The 23,427-nt window shown below is 68.3% G+C and carries 25 protein-coding genes and 3 tRNA genes; 23 read left to right on the forward strand and 5 right to left on the reverse strand.

The genetic code is table 11. The features are described from left to right. Positions 1-32 precede the first annotated feature (32 nt). From AC3ENX_RS00420 to AC3ENX_RS00445, 6 genes are all read left to right on the forward strand, one after another. Positions 33-1,406, forward strand: a complete 1,374-nt coding sequence (locus AC3ENX_RS00420) for an FAD-dependent oxidoreductase (RefSeq protein ID WP_434809861.1) — start codon at positions 33-35, stop codon at positions 1,404-1,406. A 41-nt stretch (positions 1,407-1,447) separates the two neighbouring features. Continuing rightward, positions 1,448-2,434, forward strand: coding sequence for an alpha/beta hydrolase (locus AC3ENX_RS00425; protein WP_434809863.1), 987 nt, complete (start codon positions 1,448-1,450; stop codon positions 2,432-2,434). Between the two features lie 89 nt (positions 2,435-2,523). Beyond that, positions 2,524-2,787: a hypothetical protein gene (locus tag AC3ENX_RS00430; protein WP_434809864.1), complete on the forward strand. Its 264-nt coding sequence runs from the start codon at positions 2,524-2,526 to the stop codon at positions 2,785-2,787. Positions 2,788-2,937: 150 nt separating this feature from the next. Continuing rightward, positions 2,938-3,102, forward strand: coding sequence for a hypothetical protein (locus tag AC3ENX_RS00435; protein WP_434809865.1), 165 nt, complete (start codon positions 2,938-2,940; stop codon positions 3,100-3,102). Between the two features lie 81 nt (positions 3,103-3,183). Then, a complete protein-coding gene (locus tag AC3ENX_RS00440; protein WP_434809867.1) occupies positions 3,184-3,498 on the forward strand; it encodes a TraR/DksA family transcriptional regulator in 315 nt (104 codons plus the stop codon). Further along, entirely contained in the window at positions 3,482-3,721 is a 240-nt protein-coding gene (locus AC3ENX_RS00445) for a hypothetical protein (RefSeq protein ID WP_434809868.1), read from the forward strand. The genes AC3ENX_RS00440 and AC3ENX_RS00445 overlap by 17 nt, the downstream gene beginning before the upstream one ends. A gap of 248 nt (positions 3,722-3,969) precedes the next feature. On the opposite strand, the gene AC3ENX_RS00450 is transcribed toward AC3ENX_RS00445, so the two are convergent. Continuing rightward, positions 3,970-4,278, reverse strand: coding sequence for a MerR family transcriptional regulator (locus AC3ENX_RS00450; protein ID WP_434809869.1), 309 nt, complete (start codon positions 4,276-4,278; stop codon positions 3,970-3,972). A 129-nt stretch (positions 4,279-4,407) separates the two neighbouring features. Between AC3ENX_RS00450 and AC3ENX_RS00455 the strand changes: the two genes are divergently transcribed. Together AC3ENX_RS00455 and AC3ENX_RS00460 are read left to right on the forward strand one after the other, a co-directional pair. Then, positions 4,408-4,845: an Hsp20/alpha crystallin family protein gene (locus tag AC3ENX_RS00455; protein WP_434809871.1), complete on the forward strand. Its 438-nt coding sequence runs from the start codon at positions 4,408-4,410 to the stop codon at positions 4,843-4,845. Between the two features lie 151 nt (positions 4,846-4,996). Further along, positions 4,997-5,248: a hypothetical protein gene (locus tag AC3ENX_RS00460; protein ID WP_434809872.1), complete on the forward strand. Its 252-nt coding sequence runs from the start codon at positions 4,997-4,999 to the stop codon at positions 5,246-5,248. 126 nt (positions 5,249-5,374) lie between these two features. Here AC3ENX_RS00460 and AC3ENX_RS00465 read toward each other — a convergent pair whose 3' ends face one another. Continuing rightward, the gene (locus tag AC3ENX_RS00465; RefSeq protein WP_434809873.1) at positions 5,375-5,863 is read right to left on the reverse strand and encodes a YajQ family cyclic di-GMP-binding protein; all 489 of its coding nucleotides are present in this window, start codon (positions 5,861-5,863) and stop codon (positions 5,375-5,377) included. A gap of 49 nt (positions 5,864-5,912) precedes the next feature. Between AC3ENX_RS00465 and AC3ENX_RS00470 the strand changes: the two genes are divergently transcribed. From AC3ENX_RS00470 to AC3ENX_RS00485, 4 genes are all read left to right on the forward strand, one after another. After that, positions 5,913-6,221, forward strand: a complete 309-nt coding sequence (locus AC3ENX_RS00470) for a hypothetical protein (protein WP_434809874.1) — start codon at positions 5,913-5,915, stop codon at positions 6,219-6,221. A gap of 27 nt (positions 6,222-6,248) precedes the next feature. Continuing rightward, a complete protein-coding gene (locus tag AC3ENX_RS00475) occupies positions 6,249-6,734 on the forward strand; it encodes an FBP domain-containing protein (protein ID WP_434809875.1) in 486 nt (161 codons plus the stop codon). 86 nt (positions 6,735-6,820) lie between these two features. Next, a tRNA-Tyr gene (locus AC3ENX_RS00480) sits at positions 6,821-6,902 on the forward strand. A 101-nt stretch (positions 6,903-7,003) separates the two neighbouring features. Further along, on the forward strand, positions 7,004-7,912 hold the full coding sequence (locus tag AC3ENX_RS00485) for a hypothetical protein (protein ID WP_434809876.1): 909 nt from the start codon (positions 7,004-7,006) through the stop codon (positions 7,910-7,912). Positions 7,913-8,026: 114 nt separating this feature from the next. On the opposite strand, the gene AC3ENX_RS00490 is transcribed toward AC3ENX_RS00485, so the two are convergent. After that, on the reverse strand, positions 8,027-9,607 hold the full coding sequence (locus AC3ENX_RS00490; protein WP_434809877.1) for a phytoene desaturase family protein: 1,581 nt from the start codon (positions 9,605-9,607) through the stop codon (positions 8,027-8,029). Positions 9,608-9,638: 31 nt separating this feature from the next. On the opposite strand from AC3ENX_RS00490, the gene AC3ENX_RS00495 reads away from it, so the two are divergent. The 11 genes from AC3ENX_RS00495 (at position 9,639) to AC3ENX_RS00545 (ending at position 20,803) form a co-directional block, all read left to right on the forward strand. Next, a complete protein-coding gene (locus AC3ENX_RS00495) occupies positions 9,639-10,430 on the forward strand; it encodes an inositol monophosphatase family protein (RefSeq protein WP_434809878.1) in 792 nt (263 codons plus the stop codon). A 226-nt stretch (positions 10,431-10,656) separates the two neighbouring features. Continuing rightward, complete coding sequence (locus AC3ENX_RS00500) at positions 10,657-11,868, forward strand: M23 family metallopeptidase (protein ID WP_434809879.1); 1,212 nt, start codon at positions 10,657-10,659, stop codon at positions 11,866-11,868. A gap of 64 nt (positions 11,869-11,932) precedes the next feature. Continuing rightward, positions 11,933-12,004 (forward strand) — tRNA-Thr (locus tag AC3ENX_RS00505). A gap of 25 nt (positions 12,005-12,029) precedes the next feature. Continuing rightward, positions 12,030-12,103: transfer RNA gene (locus AC3ENX_RS00510), tRNA-Met, on the forward strand. Between the two features lie 115 nt (positions 12,104-12,218). After that, positions 12,219-14,063 (forward strand): phosphoenolpyruvate carboxykinase (GTP), encoded by a 1,845-nt coding sequence (locus tag AC3ENX_RS00515; RefSeq protein ID WP_434809881.1) that lies wholly within the window; start codon positions 12,219-12,221, stop codon positions 14,061-14,063. Between the two features lie 73 nt (positions 14,064-14,136). After that, complete coding sequence (locus AC3ENX_RS00520) at positions 14,137-15,864, forward strand: ABC transporter ATP-binding protein (RefSeq protein ID WP_434809882.1); 1,728 nt, start codon at positions 14,137-14,139, stop codon at positions 15,862-15,864. Further along, positions 15,861-17,981: an ABC transporter ATP-binding protein gene (locus tag AC3ENX_RS00525; RefSeq protein WP_434809883.1), complete on the forward strand. Its 2,121-nt coding sequence runs from the start codon at positions 15,861-15,863 to the stop codon at positions 17,979-17,981. Before AC3ENX_RS00520 ends, AC3ENX_RS00525 begins: the two co-directional genes overlap by 4 nt. Further along, entirely contained in the window at positions 17,978-18,799 is an 822-nt protein-coding gene (locus tag AC3ENX_RS00530; protein WP_434809885.1) for a sulfite exporter TauE/SafE family protein, read from the forward strand. The genes AC3ENX_RS00525 and AC3ENX_RS00530 overlap by 4 nt, the downstream gene beginning before the upstream one ends. A gap of 9 nt (positions 18,800-18,808) precedes the next feature. Then, positions 18,809-19,258, forward strand: coding sequence for an FAS1-like dehydratase domain-containing protein (locus AC3ENX_RS00535; protein WP_434809887.1), 450 nt, complete (start codon positions 18,809-18,811; stop codon positions 19,256-19,258). Then, the gene (locus tag AC3ENX_RS00540) at positions 19,255-19,662 is read left to right on the forward strand and encodes a MaoC family dehydratase (RefSeq protein WP_434809888.1); all 408 of its coding nucleotides are present in this window, start codon (positions 19,255-19,257) and stop codon (positions 19,660-19,662) included. The genes AC3ENX_RS00535 and AC3ENX_RS00540 overlap by 4 nt, the downstream gene beginning before the upstream one ends. Positions 19,663-19,666: 4 nt before the next feature. After that, complete coding sequence (locus tag AC3ENX_RS00545) at positions 19,667-20,803, forward strand: UDP-N-acetylmuramate dehydrogenase (protein WP_434809889.1); 1,137 nt, start codon at positions 19,667-19,669, stop codon at positions 20,801-20,803. Positions 20,804-20,819: 16 nt separating this feature from the next. On the opposite strand, the gene AC3ENX_RS00550 is transcribed toward AC3ENX_RS00545, so the two are convergent. Continuing rightward, positions 20,820-22,019, reverse strand: a complete 1,200-nt coding sequence (locus tag AC3ENX_RS00550; RefSeq protein ID WP_434809890.1) for a pyridoxal phosphate-dependent aminotransferase — start codon at positions 22,017-22,019, stop codon at positions 20,820-20,822. Between the two features lie 105 nt (positions 22,020-22,124). Next, complete coding sequence (locus AC3ENX_RS00555) at positions 22,125-23,423, reverse strand: lipase family protein (RefSeq protein WP_434809891.1); 1,299 nt, start codon at positions 23,421-23,423, stop codon at positions 22,125-22,127. Positions 23,424-23,427 lie beyond the last annotated feature (4 nt).

Consider the following 23,427-nt stretch of genomic DNA (forward strand, 5'->3'; position numbering starts at 1 on the left):
ACGCTCGTCCCGCGCCCTTCGGAAGGACTCCAATGACCAAGCTCAGGCTGGCCATCGTCGGCGCGGGACCCGCCGGCATCTACGCGGCCGACATCCTGTTGAAGGCGGAGCGCAAGTTCGATGTGTCGATCGACCTGTTCGACCACCTTCCGGCGCCCTACGGGCTGGTACGGTACGGTGTCGCCCCAGACCACCCGCGCATCAAGGGCATCATCAACGCGCTGCGCGAAGTGCTGGACCGGGGTGATATCCGCATCTTCGGCAACGTGCACTTCGGAACCGACATCACGCTCGACGACCTCAAGCGGCACTACAACGCCGTCATCTTCGCCACCGGGGCGGTCCGCGACGCCGACCTCGACATTCCGGGCATCGAGGCGAACGGTTCGTACGGTGCGGCCGACTTCGTGAGTTGGTACGACGGGCACCCCGACTACCCTCGCGAATGGCCGCTCGATGCCGAGTCGGTCGCCGTCATCGGCAACGGCAATGTCGCGCTCGATGTGGCGCGCGTGCTCGCCAAGCACGCCGATGACCTGCTGCCCACCGAGATCCCCGCGAACGTGTACGAAGGTCTGAAGGCGTCGCCGGTCACCGATGTGCACGTGTTCGGCCGCCGCGGCCCCGCCCAGGTTAAGTTCACCCCCCTCGAGCTGCGAGAACTCGGCGAACTGCGCGACGTCGACATGGTCGTCTACGACGAGGACTTCGACTACGACGAGGCCTCGAAGGCGGCGATCGCCTCGAACAAGCAGGTCATGGTGATCGACCGCGTGCTGCAGTCCTGGCGGCAGCGCCCCAGCGTGAACAACGCGGGTGGTGAGGCCTCACGCCGACTCCACCTGCACTTCTACGCCAAGCCTGTCGAAGTGCAGAAGGATGCCGAGGGCAACGTCTCGTCGTTCGTCTATGAGCGCACGCGACCCGACGGCGAGGGTGGTGTGGAGGGCACCGGTGAGCTGCGGACGGTCCAGATCGGTCAGCTCTACCGGGCCGTGGGGTACTTCGGCTCACCGTTGGAAGGTGTGCCATTCGACAAGAAGCACGGCGTCATCCCGAACCACGAGGGTCAGGTGCTGCGCAAGAGTTCGAACGAGCGTGTGCCCGGCGTGTACGCGACCGGGTGGATCAAGCGCGGTCCCGTGGGGCTGATCGGCCACACGAAGTCTGATGCGATGGAGACGGTCCGGCACCTGATCAACGATCAGGGGTCGTGGTGGAGCCCGGAGGATCCCTCCGAGGCGGCAGTCGTCGAACTGCTCGCCAGCCGGGGTGTCGCGTGGACTGACCTCGAAGGCTGGCACCGACTCGACGAGCACGAGATCGCGCTCGGTGCACCGCACGATCGTGCCCGAGTCAAGGTCGTCGAACGCGACGAGATGGTCTCGATCTCGCGCGGCGAGTAGCTCCGGAGCGCCGCGTCCGCCCCACCGCGTACGCTGACGGCATGGTCTGGTCGCCCGACATCCTGGGAGCCGGGTTCGAGCAGGTGACGCTCGAACTCGACGGCGCCAAGCCCGCGGGGGCGGTCGCGACCCTCGTGCGCCGGATGCCGTCGTTCACCGCCGCGCTCACCGGAGCGTTGCGTGATGTCGACGTGCTGTACGTGCACGGCTGGTCGGACTACTTCTTCCAAACCGAACTGGCCCGCTTCTGGACCCGTCTTGGTGCGCGCTTCCATGCGGTCGATCTGCGCGGGTACGGTCGGAGCCTGCGCGACGGGCAGACACCGGGGTACGTCGCCGACCTCGACGAGTACGACCTCGACATCGGTGCAGCACTCGTCGCGATGGGTCACGATCCTGCGGTGCGCGGCGGTCGTCGGCGCAAGCTCGTGCTGATGGGTCATTCGACCGGCGGTCTGACGCTCACGCTCTGGACGTCACGGCATCCGGGCGTCGCCGACGCGCTGGTGCTCAACAGTCCGTGGCTCGAACTGCAGGTGGGTGGCCTCGCGCGCCAAGCGCTCGCGCCGCTCGTCCAATGGCGGGCCGCGGTTGATCCGTTGGGGACGCACCCCGAGGTCGACCTCGGGTTCTACACCCGGGCGCAGACCGAGATCGGCGCACTGCCAGTGCCCGAGTACCGTGCGGCGTGGCGGCCCGAGCGTGGCTTTCCGACGCATCCCGGCTGGCTGGCGGCGATCGTGCGCGGCCACGCCCGGATCGCTGCGGGTGTGGATGTCGGGTGCCCGACGCTCGTCATGCTGTCGACCCGCACCACGACGCCCGTGCAGTGGAACGAGGCCATGACGCGTTCTGACTCCGTGCTCGTCGTCGACGACATCGCGAAGGCGGCGACCCGCATCGGACGGGCCGTGACGATCGTGCGGATCACCGACGGCATCCACGACCTGTTCCTGTCGCGCCCGGAGCCGCGTGCGGACGCGTACGCGCAGCTCGAGCGCTGGCTGCGCCGCGGCGCGCTGCGCTGACCCGTCGGGTCCGCTGCTTGTTCGCGGGGAGGGTTGCGTCACCGGGCTGCGCGATCAGGGGTTCATGGACATCAGCGAAGGACGCCGACATGGCAGCCAGATGGATCGAGCTGTTGACCGGACCGCTCGAACAGCAGAAGCAGAAGCAGCCGGCGCTCGAAGAGGTCTTCCTGGCGCGCGTCGAGCGGGGGTGCCGCGGGCTCCCCGCGCTGAGGAGCCCGCGTCGTTCGTCAACCGGACGCGCCCTTGCGCGGCTTGATGAACGCTCGGGATTGCGCGCTCGCGCGCTTCTCGGCGCGCTTCTGCTTCGGCGACGACTGCGCCACTTTTTTGGCGTCGCGCGCACGCGGTGACCTGCCTGACATGATGCCTCACTTCCCCTGATTGGCTGGCGGGTGAACCCCCGACCATAGCCGCCTTCCAGAGAATGTCAACTCGCGACCCCCTTGCACAAAAAAATCCGCTGACTTGCCTTTTTTTGCAACCGGGCTATGGTGATGACCATGACCACGAACACCTGTCGCCACCGTACGGAGCGTCTCATCGACGCCTCCGTCGTGACGGCAGTGGCCGACGTCGCTGGCGCACGCCACGAGGTGCTCCCGCCCCGGCAGAGCGTCGCGGGTGGCTTGTCCACGCCGCTCGCCTGGGGCGCCGCGCCTCCGTGAGACTGGTTCCGTCGAACCGGTCGAACCGGACACCCCATCGCGTCGCACCTGCGGCGCGATTTTGTTTATCCAGGAGGATTCATGACCATCGAAACGCCCGACACCGTCCCGATCGCTGCACTGCAGCGCGAGCTCGAGCGGCAGCTCGACGAGCGGCTGTTGGCGATACAGGAACTCCAGCCGTTCGCTGCGCCAAGCGTCGACCCGGTCGCCTACCAGGCCACGGCATCCCACCGCCTCGCCGTCGACCAGATCACCGCGGCGCTCAACCGTATCTCTGCCGGCACGTACGGACGCTGCGTCCGGTGTGGGAACCAGATCGCGCCCGCGCGACTCGAGGTGCTGCCGTCCGCGGCCGCCTGCATCGAATGTCAGAGCCATGCTGAAGCCGCATAGTCGCAAGCCGGTCGCCATCCCGTCTTTCAAGCCGATCACCGCCCGGCTGTTGTCAGGTGCCGGCGAGATCATGCGCCTGCGAGGTACCCGCCGTGACACCCACCGCCGACTCGCGCACGACGGCTCGGAGTCGCCGCCCGGCCCCCCAAGCGGCTCCGCCCTGCCCGGCCAGACCCCGAGCACGTTCCGCGGCACGACCGCGCGCTTCATCGCGTACGGCTGACGATGCCGTCTCAGCGAGCGCGAGCGAAGATGCGGCACGCGAACAGATGGTTGACGCGTGGTTCCGCTGGATGGGACAACGCAAGCGCGTCGCGCTCGTCACGGCCTCGAACGACGAAGCGGATGCGGTCAACCAAAGCATCCAGCAACGTCGCATCGACATCGGGCAGCTCTCGACTCGCAAGATCGCACTCGGTCGCGCGTGCCCCTGGCGTTCCCCGTCGCAGTGGAGTCGCGACTGCGTGCGCGTCATTCGCCGTTCGTACTCTTAGAGGCGGCAATGATCGCTCGGAGGGCGTGGTTGTCGTCTTCGAGCTGGATGATCTGGCGTGCTCCGGCGAGGTTGACGCCTTCCGCGAGGAGGCGAACGACGCGCCGAAGCACGTCGACGTCGGCGTCGCTGTATCGCCGTGTCCCGCCCGCGCTGCGGGCTGGGTCGACGAGTCCGCGGGACTCATACAAGCGGAGGGTTTGAATGCCCACGCCCACCAGCTCCGCGGCGATCGCGATGCTATACACCCCCCGCGTCCGGCCCGGGTCTCGATCCGGTTCCGACATCACCGCTCACCTCCGACGTTCACTGAGAACAGTACTTGCATTGCTGTCCAAGTTGAGGTACAAAATCTACTGCATTCGATATAGATCGTCGAATGTCGACCAGTACATGTGAACAGGAGGAGATCCGAAATGCTGCTGCAACACGACCCGTTCCGCGACCTCGACCGCCTCACACAGCAGGTCTTCGGAACCGTCAGCCGCCCGTCGAGCATGCCGCTTGACGCGTGGCGCGAGGGCGACCAGTTCGTCGTCGAACTCGACCTGCCCGGCATCGAGCCGGACAAGCTCGACATCGATGTGGAACGCAACGTCCTCACCATCCGAGCCGAACGCCTGAGCCGGATGCCGGATGCCGCGAACTCCGTCGCCGCCGAACGCACCTGGGGTGTTTTCAGCCGACAGCTCGTTCTCGGGGACTCGCTCGATACTGAGCACGTCGATGCCGACTACACCGCCGGGGTGCTGCGCCTGCGCATCCCGATCGCTGAGCGCGCCAAGCCGCGCAAGATCGGCATCACCAGCGGCGACAAGATCGTCCAGCAGGAGAACCGCAGCATCGACGCGTGACCGCGTCCGCGATCGCAGGCGACCTCGCCGCGATCATGGCCGCCTCCGCAGCAAGGACCACGCGTGAGGGGTCTCGTCCGCACGACGGGAGAGACCCCTCACCGCGCGGCACACGCGACCTCAGAAACCCACAAGAGAAGGAGGATCCGACATGGACGCGCCGGAACGCCTCGCCGCACGACTCCTTCACGCGATTGTCGCCGACGACGTCGACGCCGTCAGCGACCTCGTCGTAGAAATCGAAGACAGCGCCTACGCCGGGCTCGTCGCGACAGGCCTGGCGCAGTCATACATCAACGAGCTGCTCAAGACCACCCGACGCGAACCACTTCTGCGCGCGCTCGAGGCACGAATCCTCGCACTGACCGACATCGCCGAGCAGGCGAACAGCAGCCCGGAATGATGACCAGCCTCGCACCCGCAATGGGCGTCTCGAATGCGCCGAGGATTCCTGGTAGCACGTCAGAAAACCTCGCTACGCCTGATCAGCGAAGGCGTCGGTGATGAACGTCTCAACGCCCGACTAGGCCTACCGGTAGTTGACGAACTGCAGATCGACGTCGAGGTCGGCGGCCTTGAGCAGACGCTGCACCTCTTGCAGGTCGTCGCGCGACTTCGACTGCACGCGCAGCTCGTCGCCCTGGATCTGCGACTTGACCGACTTCGGGCCCTCGTCGCGGATGATCTTGCCGATCTTCTTGGCGTTCTCCTGCGAGATGCCTTCCTTCAGCGTCGAGACGATGCGGTATTCCTTGCCGCTGGCGTGCGGGTCGCCCGAGTCGAGCGACTTCAGCGAGATGCCGCGCTTGATGAGCTTCGACTGGAACACGTCGAGCACGGCCTTCGCGCGCTCTTCGCTGTTCGCCTTGATGAGGATCGCCTCGCCGCTCCACTCGACCGACGCATCGGTGCCCTTGAAGTCGTAGCGCTGCTCGACCTCCTTGCGCGCCTGGTTGAGCGCGTTGTCCGCCTCCTGGCGGTCGATCTTGGAGACGATGTCGAACGAAGAGTCAGCCATGCCGAGGAGTCTACCGAGCCGCGTCCCGGCCGGGTCGTAGGGTGTGGGCATGACAACGCCCCCCGTGTCCGTGACTGCGCAGCGCGCCTGGGGCGTCGTCGCCGTCATCGTCGCGTGCCTCAGCATCGTGCCGGGCATCGCCGTGCTCGCGCTGACCGCGACGGTCGACGAGAACTTCGTGTGGTTCCTGTTCGCCGCGCTGCCGATCGCGATCCTCGGCGGGGCACTGGCCGCTGTGCTCGGCATCGTCGGGCTCGTCATCGCGTTCACGCGCAAGGCCGGCTACGTATGGCCGATCGTCGGCACCGTGCTGGGGCTCATCGTCGCCATTGCGCTGTTCATCTGGGCGAGCGGCTGACCGCGCCCGGTTTCGTAGACTGACCGCATGCAGGCCCTCACCGAACACGAGGTGCGGGCGGTGCTCGTCAACGCATCGGACGACGAGCGGGACCGACTCGCGCTGCCATTGGACTTTCCTCTCGTCGAGTGGGACCACCTCGACTTCTTCGCGTGGCGCGATCCTCGCACGCGTGGTCGCGGCTACCTCGTCGCCGAACTCGACGGCGCCGCGACCGGCATCGTGCTGCGCGCCGGTGGCGGTTCGTCGCATGCGCACCCGGCGATGTGCAACCTCTGCCACACGATGCAGCCGGGCGATCAGGTTGCGCTGTTCACGGCGCGCAGAGCCGGGGATGCCGGAGACCGAGGCGACAGCGTCGGCACGTACATCTGCGCAGACCTGTCGTGCCACGAGAACGTGCGGCTCGCGGCGCCGCTCGCGCCGGGCGAGATCCGGGCGAGCGTGGACCGTCGCATCGACGGCACGAAACACCGGATCGAGGCGTTCGTGGAGCGCATCGCCGAGCCGTGACGGGCATGGTTTTCGCACTGCTGAACGTGCGGCTAAGATAGGTACTCGCGCCTCCGGTCGACTGCACAAGCCGGGCGGGTGCGCCTGGCGAGTTACCCAAGTGGCCAAAGGGATCTGACTGTAAATCAGCCGTCTTCGACTTCGGGGGTTCGAATCCCTCACTCGCCACCGATTGTGAAGGGCTCCGCGAATGCGGGGCCCTTCGTCGTTCCGCGCTGTCTCCGTGCCAGGATGGTCGCAGCGGCGACGCCGCGGGGGAGGAACAGGCAATGAGTGAACCGATCACCAGTCCGTCATCGTCGAAGCTGCTGCGCGCGGCCATCTGGGTCGCGATCGGCGCGCTGATCGCGGCGGCGGTCGTCTGCGTCGTGTGGGTGCTGATCGGGGATGCCGACGGCATGATCGGCAAGGCGTTCCTCACGATCCTCTTGCTCGCCGCGTTCGCGGGGATCTCGATCCTCGAGGCCAGCCTGGCATCGCGCCGACCTGCATGGCTGGCGCTTGCGAGCATGACGTCGTGGGTCGTGATCCTGCTGCTCGGCGCGTTCCTCATCTGGATGCCGTACGACGGTTTCATGGGCGGCTTCGACCGGTTCTCGAAGTTCTTCTTCATGGTCGTGATCGTCCAACTTGCCCTGTTGCACGTGTGGCTGTTCACGAAGGCGTACCTGCGCCACCAGACGACCTTCACGAGCATCGTCACGTATGTGACCATCGCCCTCGTCGTGATCCTCGTCGTGCTGCTCGTCCTGCCGCTCATGCTCGACGAGTACACCGACTTCGGCGACCTGTACTGGCGCATCGTGGTCGCCCTCGCGATCCTCGCCGCCGTCGGCACGGCACTCGTGCCGCTCGTCAATGCGCTCTTCGCGCCGCGCACGCCCAAGCCCGTCGCCCAGGCCGTGCCGCAGCCCGGGCCGGTCGCCTGGCCCACCTACGCCGACGGACGTACCCCGCTGCCGGTCATGCCCGACGGCGCGCCCGACTGGAACGCCTACTACACCGGCCAGCCGACCTTCCCGCAGGGCGCTCCGCAGGCGGCGCCCGCACCGGCCGCGATCGAACAGCCGTCGGTGCCTGCCGCTCCGCCGCTGCCCGATCCCGTCCAGCCGCCCGCCGCACCCGACGCGCAGCCCGGATACCAGAGCTATCCGCCGCCGCCCGCGCCGCCGCGCTGAGCGGCGAGCCCACACAGCTGATGCGAGCCCACACGATTCTGCGTCCGGAATCGTGTGGGCTCGCGAATAGTGCGAGGGCTCGCGAACCTGGGGCTGAGGGGTCGCGAGTGACGGTCAGCGCGCGAGGATTTCGCGCGCGGCCATCGCCGCGTTGTGGCCCCCGATGCCGCTGACGGCACCGCCGCGGCGCGCGCCCGACCCGCACACCAGGATGCGAGGGTGCGCGGTGGCGACGCCCCAGCGTTGCGCGGGCGTCTCGAGCGCCTCATCGTCACCGGCCCACGGCCACGACAGCGACCCGTGGAAGATGTCGCCGCCGCGCATGGCCAGCGACTCCTCGAGGTCTGCCGTGGTCCTCGCTTCGATGCACGGGCTGCCGTCGGGCGCTTCATAGAGCACATCGGAGATCGGCTCCGCGAGCACGGCGTCGAGTGAGCGCTGCGCCGCGGTGAGGAGGTCGTCGCGAACGCGGTCGCGGTCCACGCCCGTTGTGAGCCGGTGCGGCACCTGCAGACCGAACAGGGTCAGTGTGTGGGCGCCTTCTTCTCGCAGCCGAGGCGAGAGGATGCTCGGGTCGGTGAGGGAGTGGCAGTAGATCTCGGCGGGGAGCGGATCGGGGATGCCACCGCCTGCGGCCGTGGCATGCGCGGCGTCGAGCTGCGTGAGCGTCTCGTTGATGTGGAACGTGCCGGCGAACGCCGCTTCGGGCGCGACCGACTCATCACGCAGCCGGGGGAGTCGCCGCAACAGCATGTTCACCTTCACCTGCGCGCCCTCGGGGCGTTCGGCGCCGAGGGCATCGCCGCCGCCCGCGGCAAGCAGGTCGTCGAGCACGGCGGGGCCGACGCCGGCGAGCACGAGGCGGGCAGGGATCACCTCCCCGCTGTCGAGTGTCACCTCGCCGTCGGGGGTGATGGCGGAGACGGTGACGCCGGTGCGAAGGTCGGCGCCGGCATCCCGAGCGGCCCGCTCGAGCGCGCCGCTCACCTGCCCCATGCCGCCGACGGGCACGTCCCAGTCGCCGGTGCCGCCGCCGATCACGTGATAGAGGAAGCAGCGGTTCTGCCGCAGCGACACGTCGTCGGCCGTTGCGAAGGTGCCGATCAGTCCGTCGGTGAGGGCGATGCCGCGGGCGATGTCCGTCTCGAGCGAGTCGCGCAGCAACGTGCCGAGCGGGGTTTCGACGACACTTCGCCACAGGTCGTCGTCCGCAGTCAGGGCACGGACGTCGCCTGCACGACGCAGCGGTTCGGTGACGGTGGGGAACAACGTGCGCGACAGCGGCAGCATCCGCTGCGAGAACGCGGCGAATCGGGCCGCCTCGTCTGCATCCCCGGTCGTGCGCAGGAACGATGCGGCGGTCGCCGACGCGTCGCCGTTGTCGACCAGGATGCCGCGTGCCGGGTCGTGCGGGTCGGGCGTGTACGACGAATAGCGTCGGCGGCGAAGCTCCAGTGAGATGCCGAGGTCATCGAGGATGCGGCGGGGGAGCAGGCTCACCAGGTAGGAATAGCGCGACAGTCGCGCATCGACGCCTGCCCAGGGGCGCTCCGACACGGCCGCCCCGCCGACGTGGTCCAATCGCTCCAGCACGACGGTGCTGAGCCCCGAGCGGGCGAGGTAGGCGGCGGCGACGAGGGCGTTGTGGCCTCCGCCGACGATGACGACGTCGTGGATGGGTGGGGCGGCGCTCATGGCACCACGGTAGTGCGCGTAGCGTGGAGGCATGGTGGATGCCCCCGACCTGTTGCCGCTCGCTCTCGAGATCGCTCGTGAGGCAGGTGCGCTCGCCCGCCGCAGGCGATCGGAGGGGGTGTCGATCGCCGCGACGAAGTCGACGATCGCCGACATCGTCACCGAGGCTGATCGCGAGGTCGAGCAGCTCGTGCGCGACCGTCTGGCCGCAGCGCGCCCGGGTGACGGTTTCCTCGGCGAGGAGTCCGACGCCGCGCGCAGTGAGACCGGCGTGACGTGGGTCGTCGACCCGATCGACGGCACCGTGAACTACGCCTACGGCATCCCCCATTACGCAGTGAGCATCGCCGCCGTCACCGGTGAGCCCGACGCCCGCTCGTGGCGCGCCGAAGTCGGCGTCGTGCACAATCCGGCGACCGGCGAGCTGTTTCACGCGACGCGCGGCGGCGGCGCGTGGCTCGGCGAGCAGCGCCTCGCGGTGAGCGAACCGGGCCCCGCCGGCGCGCTCGTGGCGACCGGATTCGGCTACGACCCTGCGACCCGCGCGGGCGATCTCGACCGTGTGACCCGCGCGTTCGAGTTGGCGCGCGACATCCGTCGTGCAGGGGCCGCCTCACTCGATCTCGCGTTCGTCGCGGCCGGCCGGCTCGACGCGTACTTCGAGCGGGGGCTGTACCCGTGGGATCACGCCGCCGGCGGCCTGCTCGTCCTCGAAGCGGGCGGGCGCATGGGTGGTCAGCCCGACGGGGCGCCCGGGCGGACGATGACGCTCGCGGCCGCGCCTGAACTGTTCGAGCGACTCGCCGCGGTCATATATCGGTGAGTCGTCCATGGCATTCCCAGGCGGATGCCGATAGTGTTTACCCGATCGTTACCTTTGCCGGCCCGACGGTGAAGTGATCGAAGCCCCCGATGAAGCCCATCCGAGACCCCCGCTCGGCTGAACGACGAGAGCCTGCCCTTTGACCCTCGCCCCCCGACCGGCTGACGCCGCGCCCACGCGCCGCTCCAGCCGTCTCGCTGCCACTGCGCCCGTCGCGCAGGCTGCGATGACGCGCGCGGAATGGCGTCGGCAGCAGGCGGGTGCGCAGGTCGAGACGACGGCATCCGTTGTCGATGCCCCCGTCGTCGAGGCCCAGAACGAGGCATCGCCCGCGGTCGAAACGCCGATCGTCGACGCGACCGCACAGGCCGCCGTCATCGCGACCGTCATCGCCTCAGCCGGCACTCACGGTGACGTGACCGCACAGGTCCCCGCACGTCCCCTCCGACGCCGGGCTCGCACCATCGCGACGCCCGGCGATTCTGTGCCCGCTCCCGCCGCGCAGGAACTGGCGCACGACGAGCCCGTCCTCGAACCCGTCGTCGTGCCGGCGACGTTCGCCGGACAGTCCGAATGCAGCGTCGACGAGTTCGAGCGCGCCGCACGGCTCTTCTCCTTCACGGGTGAGGTTCCGGTCCGCACGGCCGCGAGCGCACCGACCGAGTTCGTTCCCGCCGTGCACCTGGCGCCGCGCCGTCGCATCTCGGGGCGCGCGATCGCCGGCCGCATCACCGCGGCATCCTTCTCGATCGGCGTCATGGGTGTGGTCGGGCTGCTCGCCTTCGGCACCGCAGGACCCGCCGCGCTCGCTGCGTCGTCGGCATCCACCGACATCCGCGCCGTCGGCACCGCCGCGACCGAAGAAGAAGCCGACATCCAGGCGTACGTCACCGCGTCGGACACCGAGGCGCTCGCGCTCAACCGCACCGACACCTACAACGTCGCCTCGCTCGCCGACCTCGCCGCAGAAGCCGGCGTGACGCAGTTCGCGAACACCTGGGTGAACAACCCGAACGCCGACGTGCAGTGGCCCTTCGAGGTCGGCGTGCCGATCTCGGCCGCCTACGGCTCGTCGAGCTACCTCGCGACGTTCGCGTCGGCACACAACGGCGTCGACCTCACGCCCGGCGCCGGCGCCGAGATCCATGCGATCGCCGACGGCACCGTCCGCATCGCGACGGAGGCCGGCGGCGACTACGGCGTCAACGTCATGATCGACCACGTCATCGACGGCGAGATCGTCTCGACCCGGTACGCGCACATGCAGTACGGCTCGCTGAACGTCGCGCCCGGCGACACCGTGAGCGTCGGCGACGTGCTCGGAACGGTCGGCGCGACCGGCAAGGTGACCGGTGCGCACCTGCACTTCGAGGTGCTGCTCGGTGGCACCACCCGGGTCGACCCGATGGCGTGGATGTTCGAGCACGCGGGGAGCTGACCTCGATTCGTCGGGACGCCGCGTGGGTGGTATTCTCGATGAGTTGTCCGCACGCGGGCAGCACGCCCCGATAGCTCAGTGGCAGAGCACTTCCATGGTAAGGAAGGGGTCGTCAGTTCAATCCTGACTCGGGGCTCGCACACCACCTTCGGGTGCGTCGCGGCAGGGTAGCTCAGTTGGTGAGAGCGCACGACTCATAATCGTGAGGTCGCGGGTTCAAGCCCCGCTCCTGCTACAGATGAGAACCCCCGATTTATCGGGGGTTTTGTCGTTCGCCGCCCGCGACGGGCGATGGTTCGCATCGACGCGCAACCCTGGCGCCCGGCGCCGTCAGCGGGCATGCTCGGGCTATGAGCACACCGGTGTGGATCACGAACGAAGCACTCATCGCCTGGGTGGAGGAGATGGCCGAGCTGTGTACGCCGGCCGACATCCACTGGTGCGACGGGTCGGATGAAGAGTACGAGGCGATGTGCGAGGAGCTCGTCCAGGCCGGCACGTTCATCCGCCTCAATCCCGACAAGCGCCCGAACAGCTTCCTCGCACGCAGTGATGCGAGCGACGTCGCCCGCGTCGAGGAGCGCACCTTCATCTGCTCGCGCAGCGAGGAGGATGCCGGACCCACCAACAACTGGATGGACCCGCGCGAGATGCGCGGCATCCTCCGCGACCTGTTCGCCGGCTGCATGACCGGCCGCACGATGTACGTCGTCCCGTTCAGCATGGGGCCGCTCGGATCGCCGATCGCGCGCCTCGGCGTGCAGTTGACCGATTCGCCGTACGCCGTCGTGAGCATGAAGATCATGACGCGCATGGGCAAGGGCGCAGCCGAGGTCCTCGGCGCCGATGGCGACTTCGTGCCGTGCATGCATACGGTGGGAGCCCCGCTCGCGCTCGGCCAGCAGGATGTCGCGTGGCCGTGCAACCCCGACGAGAAGTACATCGTCCACTTTCCCGAGACCCGGGAGATCTGGTCGTACGGCTCCGGCTATGGCGGCAACGCGCTGCTGGGCAAGAAGTGCCTCGCGCTGCGGATCGCGTCGTCGATGGCGCGGGATGAGGGCTGGCTCGCCGAGCACATGCTCATCCTCGGGGTGACCGACCCGGAGGGGGAGAAGACCTACGTCGCCGCCGCGTTCCCGAGCGCCTGCGGCAAGACGAACTTCGCGATGCTGGTGCCGCCGCCGGCGTTCTCCGACAAGGGCTGGAAGGTCACCACGGTCGGCGACGACATCGCCTGGATCAAACCGGGCGATGACGGCAAGCTGTACGCCATCAACCCCGAATCCGGGTACTTCGGGGTCGCCCCCGGCACCTCCAACGCCACCAATCCGGCGGCCATGGCATCCGTGCGCAGCGACACGATCTTCACCAATGTCGCCCTCACCGACGACGGCGACGTGTGGTGGGAGGGGATGGACGGTGAGACACCGGCGCACCTGATCGACTGGCAGGGCAATGACTGGACGCCGGAATCCGGCACGAAGGCGGCCCACCCGAACTCCCGGTTCACCTCGCCGGCGACCCTCAACCCCGCCCTCGACGAGTCGTGGGACGACCCGGCCGGCGTCCCCATTCGCGCGTTCGTGTTCGGCGGGCGCCGAGCCGGCACCATTCCCTTGATCACGCAGAGCTTCAACTGGGCCTACGGCGTGTACATGGCGGCGACGATGGGCTCCGAGACGACCGCCGCGGCATTCGGTACGCAGGGTGTCGTACGCCGCGACCCGTTCGCGATGCTGCCGTTCGCGGGCTACAACATGGGCGACTACATCAACCACTGGCTCTCGTTCGGTCGGAAGGTGCCCAACCCGCCGCGCATCTTCCAGGTGAACTGGTTCCGCCGCGACGAGGACGGCACGTTCCTCTGGCCCGGCTTCGGCGAGAACATGCGAGTGCTGCAGTGGATCGTGGGCCGCGCCCGCGGCAAGGCGCACGCCGTCGAGAGCCCGCTGGGCTGGATGCCCCGCTACGAAGACTTGAACTGGGAAGGGCTGGACTTCTCGGATGCCGACTTCTTCACCTGCATGGCCATCAACCGCCGCGACTGGACGGCGGAGCTGCTGGAGGCCGAAGAGCTGTTCATGAAGCTCTACAACCGGCTGCCCAAGGAGATGGAGATGATCCGGTCGCTGACCACCAGCGCGCTGTGGCGTTCGCCGAAGATGTGGGAGATGGCCTCCGATCCGACCTGATGCGGCGAACCCGATGTCGGAGGTCCGGGGCTAGGATGAAACGTTCCTCCGTCGCCGTCTGGGAAGCTCGCGCATGCTCGGAAAACTCCTCGTCCGCTATCTGCGGCAGTACAAGCTGTTGCTCGCGGGCGTGCTGATCTTCCAGTTCGCCTCGGCGATGGCCTCGCTGTACCTGCCCCGACTGAACGCGGACATCATCGACAAGGGCGTCACCAACGGTGACACCGCCTACATCTGGTCGAACGGTGTGCTCATGCTCGGCATCGCCCTCGGCCAGATCGTCGCCTCGATCATCGCGACCTACTTCGCGGCGCGTGCGGCCATGAGCGTCGGTCGCGACATCCGCCGCGACGTCTTCCAGAAGGTGAGCGGCTTCAGCGAACGTGAGGTGTCGCGCTTCGGCCCCGGCACCCTCATCACGCGCAACACCAACGACGTGCAGCAGGTGCAGATGCTCGCGATGATGGGCGCCACGATGCTCGTCACCGCGCCCCTGCTGGCGATCGGCGGCATCATCATGGCGGTCCAGCAGGACGTCGGCTTGAGCTGGCTCATCGCCGTCTCGGTGCCGGTGCTGCTCGTGATCGCCGTGCTCATCATCAGCCGCATGGTGCCGCTGTTCCGCGCGTATCAGACCAAGCTCGACAACGTGAACCGCATCATGCGGGAACAGCTCACCGGCGTGCGCGTCGTGCGCGCGTTCGTACGTGAGCGCATCGAAGAAGACCGCTTCCGCGTCGCCAACACCGACATCATGGTCGTCGGCCGCAAGGTCGGTTCGCTGTTCGTGATCATGTTCCCGCTCGCGATGCTCGTGCTCAACGTGACCGTCGTCGGCGTGATCTGGTTCGGCGGCATCCAGGTCGATGCCGGCAACGTCGAGATCGGCACCCTGTTCGCCTTCATGCAGTACGTCGGTCAGATCCTCATGGGTGTGCTCATGGCGACGTTCATGACGATCATGATCCCGCGTGCCGCCGTGTCGGCCGACCGCATCGGCGAAGTGCTCGACAGTGATGACCGACTCGAGCGCCCGGCGCAGCCGATCACCGAGTTCACCGCTCCAGGCACCGTCGAGTTCGATGACGTCACCTTCACCTATCCCGGGGCCGACGTGCCGGTGCTGCAGGGCATCAGCTTCCGCGCCGCGCCCGGCGAGACCGTCGCGATCGTCGGCTCGACCGGGTCGGGCAAGTCAACGCTCGTCTCGCTGATCCCGCGCCTGTTCGACGCGACGGCGGGCGCTGTGCGCGTCGCCGGCGTCGACGTGCGTGAAGCCGATCTCGACCGGCTCTGGCAGGGCATCGGCTACGTGCCGCAGAAGGCGTTCCTGTTCACCGGCACCGTCGCCAGCAACCTTCGCTTCGGCAAGGAGGATGCGAGCGACGAAGAGCTCTGGCACGCCCTCGAGATCGCGCAGGGCAGGGAGTTCGTCGCCGAAATGGCCGGTGGCCTGGACGCGCGCATCGCGCAGGGCGGCACGAACGTCTCGGGCGGTCAGCGGCAGCGACTCTCGATCGCGCGGGCCGTCGTGCGACGCCCCGACGTGCTCGTGTTCGACGACTCGTTCTCTGCCCTCGACCTGACGACGGATGCCAGGCTGCGACAGGCGCTGTGGCGTGAGATGCCCGACATCACGAAGATCGTCGTCGCGCAGCGCATCTCGACGGTGACCGATGCGGACCGCATCGTCGTGCTCGAAGACGGCCGCATGGTCGGCCTCGGCACCCACGAAGAGCTGCTCGAGACCAGCGAGACCTACCGCGAGATCGTCGAATCGCAGCTCGGAGTTGACGCATGAGCGCCGGGGAGAACGTGAACACGACCGAGACCCTCAGCGAAGACGAGAAGCTCGAGCTCGAACTCGCCGAGCAGGCGCGCCTGAACTCGGGCGATTGGGACAGTGTGGCACCGGGCAAGGCGTCGCAGTTCGGCCCCAGCTTCAAGCGCATGATCGGACTGCTGCGTCCGTCGGCGGCCGCGTTCGTCTTCGTGTCGATCCTCGGCGCCATCGGCGTCGTGCTCGCCGTCATCGCGCCGAAGGTGCTCGGTGCCGCCACCGACGTGATCTTCCAGGGGGTCTTCTCGACTGCGCTCGCCGACCAGTTCCCGGCGGGCACCTCGCAGGCCGATGTCGTCGCGGCGCTCGAGGCGGCCGGGCAGGGCGAGATGGCCAACATGGTCGGCGCCATGCAGAACTTCGAGGTCGGCGCCGGCGTCGACTTCGAACAGCTCAAGTGGATCGTCGTGGGCGTGCTGGCGATCTACGTCGGCTCCGCCATCCTCACCTGGCTGCAGGGCTTCGTCATCAACATCATCATGGTGCGCACGATGTGGCGTCTGCGTGAGGACGTCGAGGCGAAGATCAACCGTCTGCCGCTGTCGTACTTCGACAAGGTGCAACGCGGTGAGCTCATTTCGCGCGTCACGAACGACATCGACAACATCACCCAGACGATGCAGCAGTCGCTGTCGACGGCGATCACCAACGTGCTCACCGTCGTCGGCGTGCTCACGATGATGTTCTCCATCTCGTGGCAGCTCGCGCTCGTCTCGCTCGTCGCCCTGCCGCTCATGGGCGTCATCTTCGGCATCATCGGACCTCGCTCGCAGAAGGCCTTCGCGACGCAGTGGCGCAAGGTCGGGCGCCTCAACGCGCGTGTCGAGGAGTCCTTCTCCGGCCACGCGCTCGTGCGCGTGTACGGTCGCGAGGCCGACAGCCGCGAGAAGTTCCAAGAAGAGAACGAAGAGCTCTACCAGGCCGCGTTCAAGGCGCAGTTCCTCTCCGGCATGATCATGCCGGGCATGATGTTCATCGGCAGCCTCACCTACGTCGGCATCGCCGTCCTCGGTGGGCTCATGGTCGCAGCGGGGCAGCTGAGCCTCGGCAGCGTGCAGGCGTTCATCCAGTACTCGCAGCAGTTCACCCAGCCCCTGTCCGAGCTGGGCGGCATGGCCGCGGTCGTGCAGTCCGGCACCGCCTCGGCAGAGCGCGTGTTCGAACTGCTCGACGAGGACGAGCAAGACGCCGACGACGCAGACGGCCCCGAACTCGTCCCCGGCCCCGGTGTCATCGAGTTCGAGCACGTCTCGTTCGCCTACAGCCCCGACAAGCCGCTCATCCGCGACCTGTCGTTCCGCGTCGAGCCGGGTCAGACGGTCGCGATCGTCGGTCCGACCGGTGCCGGAAAGACCACGCTCGTCAACCTGCTGATGCGCTTCTACGAGCTCGACGGCGGGCGCATCCTGCTCGACGGGCAGGACATCGCCCAGCTCACGCGTGACGACGTGCGCTCACGCACCGGCATGGTGCTGCAGGACCCGTGGCTGTTCGCGGGCAGCATCCGCGAGAACATCCGCTACGGTCGCCAGTCCGCAACAGACGAAGAGGTCGCAGAGGCTGCTGTCGCCACCCGCGTCGACAAGTTCGTGCACTCGCTTCCTGAGGGCTATGACACGGTCCTCGACGAGGATGCGGCGAACGTGTCTGCGGGTGAGAAGCAGCTCATCACGATCGCGCGCGCGTTCGTTGCGCAGCCCGCGGTGCTCATCCTCGACGAGGCGACGAGCTCGGTCGACACCCGCACCGAGCTGCTGCTGCAGCACGCCATGTCGGCGCTGCGCGAAGGGCGAACCTCCTTCGTGATCGCGCACCGGCTGTCGACCATCCGCGACGCCGACCTCATCCTCGTGATGGAGCACGGTGACATCGTCGAGCAGGGCAACCACGACGAGCTCATCGCGCAACAGGGCGCCTACTGGCGGCTGTACCAGTCCCAGTTCGAGCATGCGATCGACGCGCAAGACGAGCCTGTCCTCGACCACGCTGACGAGTCCGCCGAGTCGGTGACTGACGAACTGTCAGGCGAGCAGACCGCCGCATCGGCAGCACCGGCGCCGAAGGTGCCGGAAGCGTGAGTCCGCTCGCGGGTGAGGGGTCCGATGTGCGCGAGCGCACGCCCCGGTTCATCATCACGTGCCTGGCCGTGGGCCTGGCGGCGGGACTGTTGTCGGGCCTGTTCGGCGTCGGCGGCGGCACGGTCATCGTTCCACTGCTCGTGCTCATCCTCGGCTTCGACCAGCGACTGGCCTCAGGCACGTCGCTGGCCGCGATCGTGCCGACTGCGAGCGTCGGCGTCGTCTCGTACGCGCTCAGCGACTCGGTCGCGTGGATTCCGGCGCTCGTCCTCGCCGCGGGGGCTGTCGTGGGAGCCCAGATCGGCACGTGGCTGCTCGCACGCCTCCCGCAGAACGCCCTGCGCTGGGGCTTCATCGGCTTCCTCGCCGTCGTCGTCATCATGCTCTTCATCGTCATCCCGTCGCGAGACGCGGGACTCGACATCGACGTGTGGTCGGGCGTCGGGCTGGTCGTGCTCGGTGTGATCACCGGCATCCTGTCGGGTCTGCTCGGCGTGGGTGGCGGCATCATCGTCGTTCCGGCGCTGATCCTGCTGTTCGGCACGAGCGACGTGATCGCGAAGGGCACCTCGCTGCTCATGATGATCCCGACGGCCATCTCGGGCACGATCGGCAACATCCGACGCAAGAACGTGGATCTGCCGGCCGCTGCGCTCATCGGCGTCGCGGCATGCACGACGACTGCGCTCGGCGCATGGATCGCACTGCACCTCGACCCGTTCGCCGCGAACCTGCTGTTCGCCGGCTTCCTCGTTTTCATCGCGACGCAGATGGCCGTCAAGGCGTGGAAGGGTCGGGGCGGCCGGTCGGCTCGGTAGGATCGGGGGGTGTCTGTGAACCCTGAGCTGGTGGGACGCGAGTTCCCGCCCACCGCCCCGTATCTCGTCGGACGAGAGAAGGTGCGCGAGTTCGCCCGCGCCGTCTTCGCGACCGACCCCCAGCACGAAGACACGACGGCAGCGCAGGCGCTCGGCTACGCCGACGTCGTCGCGCCGCCGACCTTCGCGATTGTCGTGCAAGATCTGACGCTGCAGCAGCTGCTGAACCTTCCGGACTCCGGCATCGTCCTCGAGCGCACCGTGCACGCCGAGCAGCGATTCCGGTACACGCGCCCCATCGTCGCCGGTGACGCACTCACCGCGAAGTTGTCGGTGACCGGGGTGCGACCTTTCGGAAAGGGCGCCATGGTCACGAGCGAATCCGAGATCACCGACGACACCGGTGCCCACGTCGTCACCGCCATCTCGGTGCTGCTGGTCGGAGGTGAAGACGCATGAGCGACCTCGAAGTCGGTGCAGTCGTCGCCGAGCGCACCATCCATCTCACGCGAGAGTCCCTCGTGCGCTACGCGGGTGCCTCCGGCGATTTCAACCCGATCCACTACCGCGACGACGTCGCAGCACGAGTCGGCCTTCCGGGTGTCCTCGCGCACGGCATGCTCACGATGGGACTCGCCGTCGAGACGATCGTCGAATGGCTCGGTGACTCGGGTCGCATCCTCGAGTACGGCGTGCGCTTCACCCGCCCCGTCGTCGTCGATGCAGAGGGCGGCGCCGACGTCACCGTGGCCGCGAAGATCGGGGCGCTCGACGACGAAACGGTGCGCGTCGACCTGACGGTCAGTCACGGTGAGACGGTCGTGCTCGGCAAAGCCCAGGTGCGCGTGCGCCGGGCCGCCTGAACGCATGCCCGAGATCACGCCGCTTCCGCTCGCGCAGCTGACCACGCTGCAGGTCGGTGGCGCTCCGACGCGCATGATCGAGGCCCGCACGCGCGACGAACTCGTCGATTCGCTGCGAGCACTGTGGGCGGACGGTGAACCGTGGCTCGTCGTCGGCGGCGGCTCCAACCTGTTGCCCTCCGACGAACCGTTCGACGGCACGATCGTCCTCGTGCGCACGGAGGGGATCACCGAGGTCGCCTCGCCGGTCGAGGGAACCGTGCGGCTGAAGATCGAGGCCGGCCACGACTGGGACGCGGTCGTCGCATACTCGGTCGACCGCGGCCTCGCCGGCATCGAAGCGATGTCGGGAATCCCGGGATCGGCGGGCGCCGCACCGATCCAGAACGTCGGCGCCTACGGGCAGGAGATCGTGCAGACCCTCGTCGAGGTCGAACTGCTCGACGAGTCCACCGGCGACCTGTCTGTGGTGCCGGCATCCGATCTGGGCCTCGGGCTTCGCACCTCGGTGCTGAAGAACCACTACGGCAGCGTCGCTGAACGTGTGGCGGTCATCGTGTCGCTCACGCTCGAGCTCACCGTCGTGGGCCACGACCCGATCCCGGTGCGGGGGGAGCAGCTGCGGCAGGCGCTGCGTCTCGACGACGACGCGCTCGTCACACCCGCGTGGATCCGTGAGACGGTCCTCGCGATCCGTGCCGGGAAGGGGATGGTGCTCGATGCCGGGGACCCCGACACCCGCAGCGCCGGGTCGTTCTTCCAGAACCCCGTGATCTCGGCCTCGTTCGCGCGCACGCTTCCCGACGCGTGCCCGCGCTGGCCGATGGCCGTCGAAACCCGCGAAGATGCCGTCATCCCGCTCCACACCTGGGATGGGCAGCTGCCATCGACGGCAGGCTCCGAGCCCGACGTCAAGGTCAGTGCGGCGTGGCTCATCGAGCACGCGGGATTGCGCAAGGGGTTCAAACTCCCGCGCTCGCGCGCCGGCTTGTCGACCAAGCACGCCCTCGCGCTCACCAACCGCGGCGGAGCGACCGCCGGCGAGGTTGCCGAACTCGCGCGGTTCGTGCAGCAGCGCGTGCAGGCCGAGTTCGGCCTCATCCTGCAGCCAGAGCCGGTGCTGGTCGGCATCGAACTCTGAGCCGACCGCTCCCAGGTCAGGCGAACAGGCGCTGCAGGCGCTGCACGCCTTCGAGCAGAGCGTCGTCGCCGAGGGCGTACGACAGGCGCAGGTAGCCGGAGGGCCCGAACGCCTCGCCGGGCACCACGGCGACTTCTGCCTGCTCGAGGATGAGATCGGCCAGCTCGAGCGTCGTGGTCGGGGTGACGCCCGCCCATTCGCGGCCGAGGAGCCCCCGCACGTCGGGGTACACGTAGAACGCGCCGAGCGGGTTCGGCACCGTCACGCCATCGATCTTCGCAAGCTCCGACACGATCACGCGGCGGCGCCGATCGAACGCCTCGCGCATCTGCTCGGCCTCGGTCTGCGGCCCGGTGAGCGCCGCGAGCGCTGCACGCTGCGCCACGTTGTTCACGTTCGAGCTGAGGTGCGACTGCAGGTTGGCGGCGACCTTGATCGCATCGGCGGGACCGACCATCCAGCCCACACGCCAGCCGGTCATCGCGTACGTCTTCGCGACGCCGTTCACCAGGATCGTCTGGCCTGCGAGCTCCGGCACGGCCTCGACGATCGAGACGGCGCGGGCGCCCTCGTAGATGAGGTTCTGGTAGATCTCGTCGCTGATGACCCAGATGCCGTGCTCCAGGGCCCACTGGCCGATTGCCGCAACCTCGTCGGGCGTGTAGACCGATCCGGTCGGGTTCGACGGCGAGACGAACACGAGCACGGTCGTCTTTTCGGTGCGGGCGGCTTCGAGCTGCTCGACGGTGACCTTGTAGTCCTGGTCGGCACCGGCGAACACCTCGACGGGCGTGCCGTCGGCCAGCGCGATCGCCTCGGGGTAGGTGGTCCAGTACGGCGCGGGAAGCAGCACCTCGTCGCCCGGGTTCACGACGGCCTGGAACGCCTGGTACACGGCCTGCTTGCCGCCGTTGGTGACGATGACCTGGCTCGGCGCGACCTCGAGCCCCGAGTCGCGCAGCGTCTTCGCGGCGATCGCCTCGCGCAGCACGGGCAGCCCGCCGGCGGGTGTGTAGCGGAAGTTCGCCGGGTCGCGCAGCGCCTCGGCGGCGGCGTCGACGATGAACTGCGGTGTCGCGAAGTCGGGCTCGCCCGCCGCGTACGAGATGACGGGGCGGCCGGCGGCCTGCAGTGACTTCGCCTTGGCGTCGACCTTGAGGGTCGCCGACTCGGCGATGTTCGAGAGCTTGCGGGACAGGGGAGCGCGTTCGGTCACGATCTAGAGCGTAGTCGGCGCGCCGGTCGCGGTGTGGCCCCGCAGGGTGCGCGTCGGGCGGATGCCGGGTGTTTCCGGCATCCGCCCGAAAGTGTCGTCACTGCGTCAGGGCAGCCAGCGCAGCGAACTGCAGTTGCCGCTCGTGCGGTCGCCCTCGAGTCGGTCGACGAGCCACTGCTGACTGAGCGCGGCGCGCGTGATCATCGGCGCGAGGTGGTTCAGCCCCGTGCCGCCGCTGCCGACGGGCTGGATGACGGGCACGTATGTCACCGCGACTCCCTGTGCGCACCAGTCCGACGCGAGCTGTTTGGCCTGCGGGTGGGCGACGATGTCGTCCTTCGTGCCGGTGAGGATCTGCACGGGCGCGTTGGGGAGCATGGTGCCGATCCGCTGCTCGGCGAGGCTGTCGCGCACGGCCGGCAGTCGCGCGGCGAGCTGCGACAGGCTCTCGCCCGATGTGGTCCACGACGACGTCTTGTTGAACGCAGTCCCGCTCGTGATGATCGCGTCGCCGATGCAGGCCGCTTTCAGCGCTTCGAGTGTCGAGACGCCCTTCTCGTTCAGTTCGGGCGTCACGGCGGCGGCGAACTCGGCGTCGTACTGGGCCAGACCGTTCAGGGCCCACCCGATGACGCCGGTCAGCGAGGTGCCGTCGGCCGAGCGCAACACCGCGGCGAGATCGGCGGGCGGGGCGCCTGCGAACGTACCCTTGATCGGCAGTTCGGGCGCGTAGGTCGCTGCGAGTTCGGCAGCCGAGGCGACTGCACCGCCTCCTTGCGAGTAGCCGAACAGGCCGATCGGCGAGGACGCGGTTACCGATGCGCCGGGCACGTCGTCGGCGGCGCGGGCGGCGTCGAGGACGGCGTGCCCAGAGTCGAGCCGCACGACGTAGGAGTGGTCGCGATCGGTCGTGCCGAGGCCGATGTAGTCGGTCACGACGACCGCGATGCCGCGCGCGAGGAGGCCGTAGATGCTGGGGATCTCATACCCGACGGCGACGGCGCCCGATTCGACTACGAGCCCCGATTCGAGGGTCTTCGACGGTGCGCACGCGTCGCCCTGGCCCTGGGTGCCCGCGGCGAAGGCGACGAGGGGGCGCTCGCCGTCACCGCGCCAGCGCACGGTGGGCTCGATGTACACGCCCGATGCGGCGGCTGGGGCGCCGTTCATGTCGGTCGTCCGATACATGATGCGGGTGGCAGCGCCCGGCAGCGGTGCGATGCTGCCTCCGAACGAGACGGACGCGGCCAGCTGCATCGGCTCGGCGCGGACGAGCTCGCCGTTGGCGGCTGGCAGGTCGGCGGGTGGGTCGTAGAACGATCCGGTCGTGGCGGTAGCGGGGGAGGTGGCGAGCAGGCTCAGGGTCAATACCCCAGCTGCCGCCCACGCCATCGTGCGTCGCATACGA

The organism is Microbacterium sp. bgisy189 (assembly GCF_057707225.1).

What these genes read in the sequence shown, in the direction of transcription:
- AC3ENX_RS00500 (WP_434809879.1), top strand. Translation starts at nt 10,657, where the DNA reads ATGACGCGCGCGGAATGGCGTCGGCAGCAGGCGGGTGCGCAGGTCGAG.
- AC3ENX_RS00525 (WP_434809883.1), top strand. Translation starts at nt 15,861, where the DNA reads ATGAGCGCCGGGGAGAACGTGAACACGACCGAGACCCTCAGCGAAGAC.
- AC3ENX_RS00420 (WP_434809861.1), top strand. Translation starts at nt 33, where the DNA reads ATGACCAAGCTCAGGCTGGCCATCGTCGGCGCGGGACCCGCCGGCATC.
- AC3ENX_RS00445 (WP_434809868.1), top strand. Translation starts at nt 3,482, where the DNA reads ATGCTGAAGCCGCATAGTCGCAAGCCGGTCGCCATCCCGTCTTTCAAG.
- AC3ENX_RS00545 (WP_434809889.1), top strand. Translation starts at nt 19,667, where the DNA reads ATGCCCGAGATCACGCCGCTTCCGCTCGCGCAGCTGACCACGCTGCAG.
- AC3ENX_RS00490 (WP_434809877.1), bottom strand. Translation starts at nt 9,607, where the DNA reads ATGAGCGCCGCCCCACCCATCCACGACGTCGTCATCGTCGGCGGAGGC.
- AC3ENX_RS00470 (WP_434809874.1), top strand. Translation starts at nt 5,913, where the DNA reads ATGACAACGCCCCCCGTGTCCGTGACTGCGCAGCGCGCCTGGGGCGTC.
- AC3ENX_RS00485 (WP_434809876.1), top strand. Translation starts at nt 7,004, where the DNA reads ATGAGTGAACCGATCACCAGTCCGTCATCGTCGAAGCTGCTGCGCGCG.
- AC3ENX_RS00430 (WP_434809864.1), top strand. Translation starts at nt 2,524, where the DNA reads ATGGCAGCCAGATGGATCGAGCTGTTGACCGGACCGCTCGAACAGCAG.
- AC3ENX_RS00460 (WP_434809872.1), top strand. Translation starts at nt 4,997, where the DNA reads ATGGACGCGCCGGAACGCCTCGCCGCACGACTCCTTCACGCGATTGTC.
- AC3ENX_RS00450 (WP_434809869.1), bottom strand. Translation starts at nt 4,278, where the DNA reads ATGTCGGAACCGGATCGAGACCCGGGCCGGACGCGGGGGGTGTATAGC.
- AC3ENX_RS00425 (WP_434809863.1), top strand. Translation starts at nt 1,448, where the DNA reads ATGGTCTGGTCGCCCGACATCCTGGGAGCCGGGTTCGAGCAGGTGACG.
- AC3ENX_RS00515 (WP_434809881.1), top strand. Translation starts at nt 12,219, where the DNA reads ATGAGCACACCGGTGTGGATCACGAACGAAGCACTCATCGCCTGGGTG.
- AC3ENX_RS00555 (WP_434809891.1), bottom strand. Translation starts at nt 23,423, where the DNA reads ATGCGACGCACGATGGCGTGGGCGGCAGCTGGGGTATTGACCCTGAGC.
- AC3ENX_RS00435 (WP_434809865.1), top strand. Translation starts at nt 2,938, where the DNA reads ATGACCACGAACACCTGTCGCCACCGTACGGAGCGTCTCATCGACGCC.
- AC3ENX_RS00520 (WP_434809882.1), top strand. Translation starts at nt 14,137, where the DNA reads ATGCTCGGAAAACTCCTCGTCCGCTATCTGCGGCAGTACAAGCTGTTG.
- AC3ENX_RS00475 (WP_434809875.1), top strand. Translation starts at nt 6,249, where the DNA reads ATGCAGGCCCTCACCGAACACGAGGTGCGGGCGGTGCTCGTCAACGCA.
- AC3ENX_RS00495 (WP_434809878.1), top strand. Translation starts at nt 9,639, where the DNA reads ATGGTGGATGCCCCCGACCTGTTGCCGCTCGCTCTCGAGATCGCTCGT.
- AC3ENX_RS00440 (WP_434809867.1), top strand. Translation starts at nt 3,184, where the DNA reads ATGACCATCGAAACGCCCGACACCGTCCCGATCGCTGCACTGCAGCGC.
- AC3ENX_RS00455 (WP_434809871.1), top strand. Translation starts at nt 4,408, where the DNA reads ATGCTGCTGCAACACGACCCGTTCCGCGACCTCGACCGCCTCACACAG.
- AC3ENX_RS00465 (WP_434809873.1), bottom strand. Translation starts at nt 5,863, where the DNA reads ATGGCTGACTCTTCGTTCGACATCGTCTCCAAGATCGACCGCCAGGAG.
- AC3ENX_RS00540 (WP_434809888.1), top strand. Translation starts at nt 19,255, where the DNA reads ATGAGCGACCTCGAAGTCGGTGCAGTCGTCGCCGAGCGCACCATCCAT.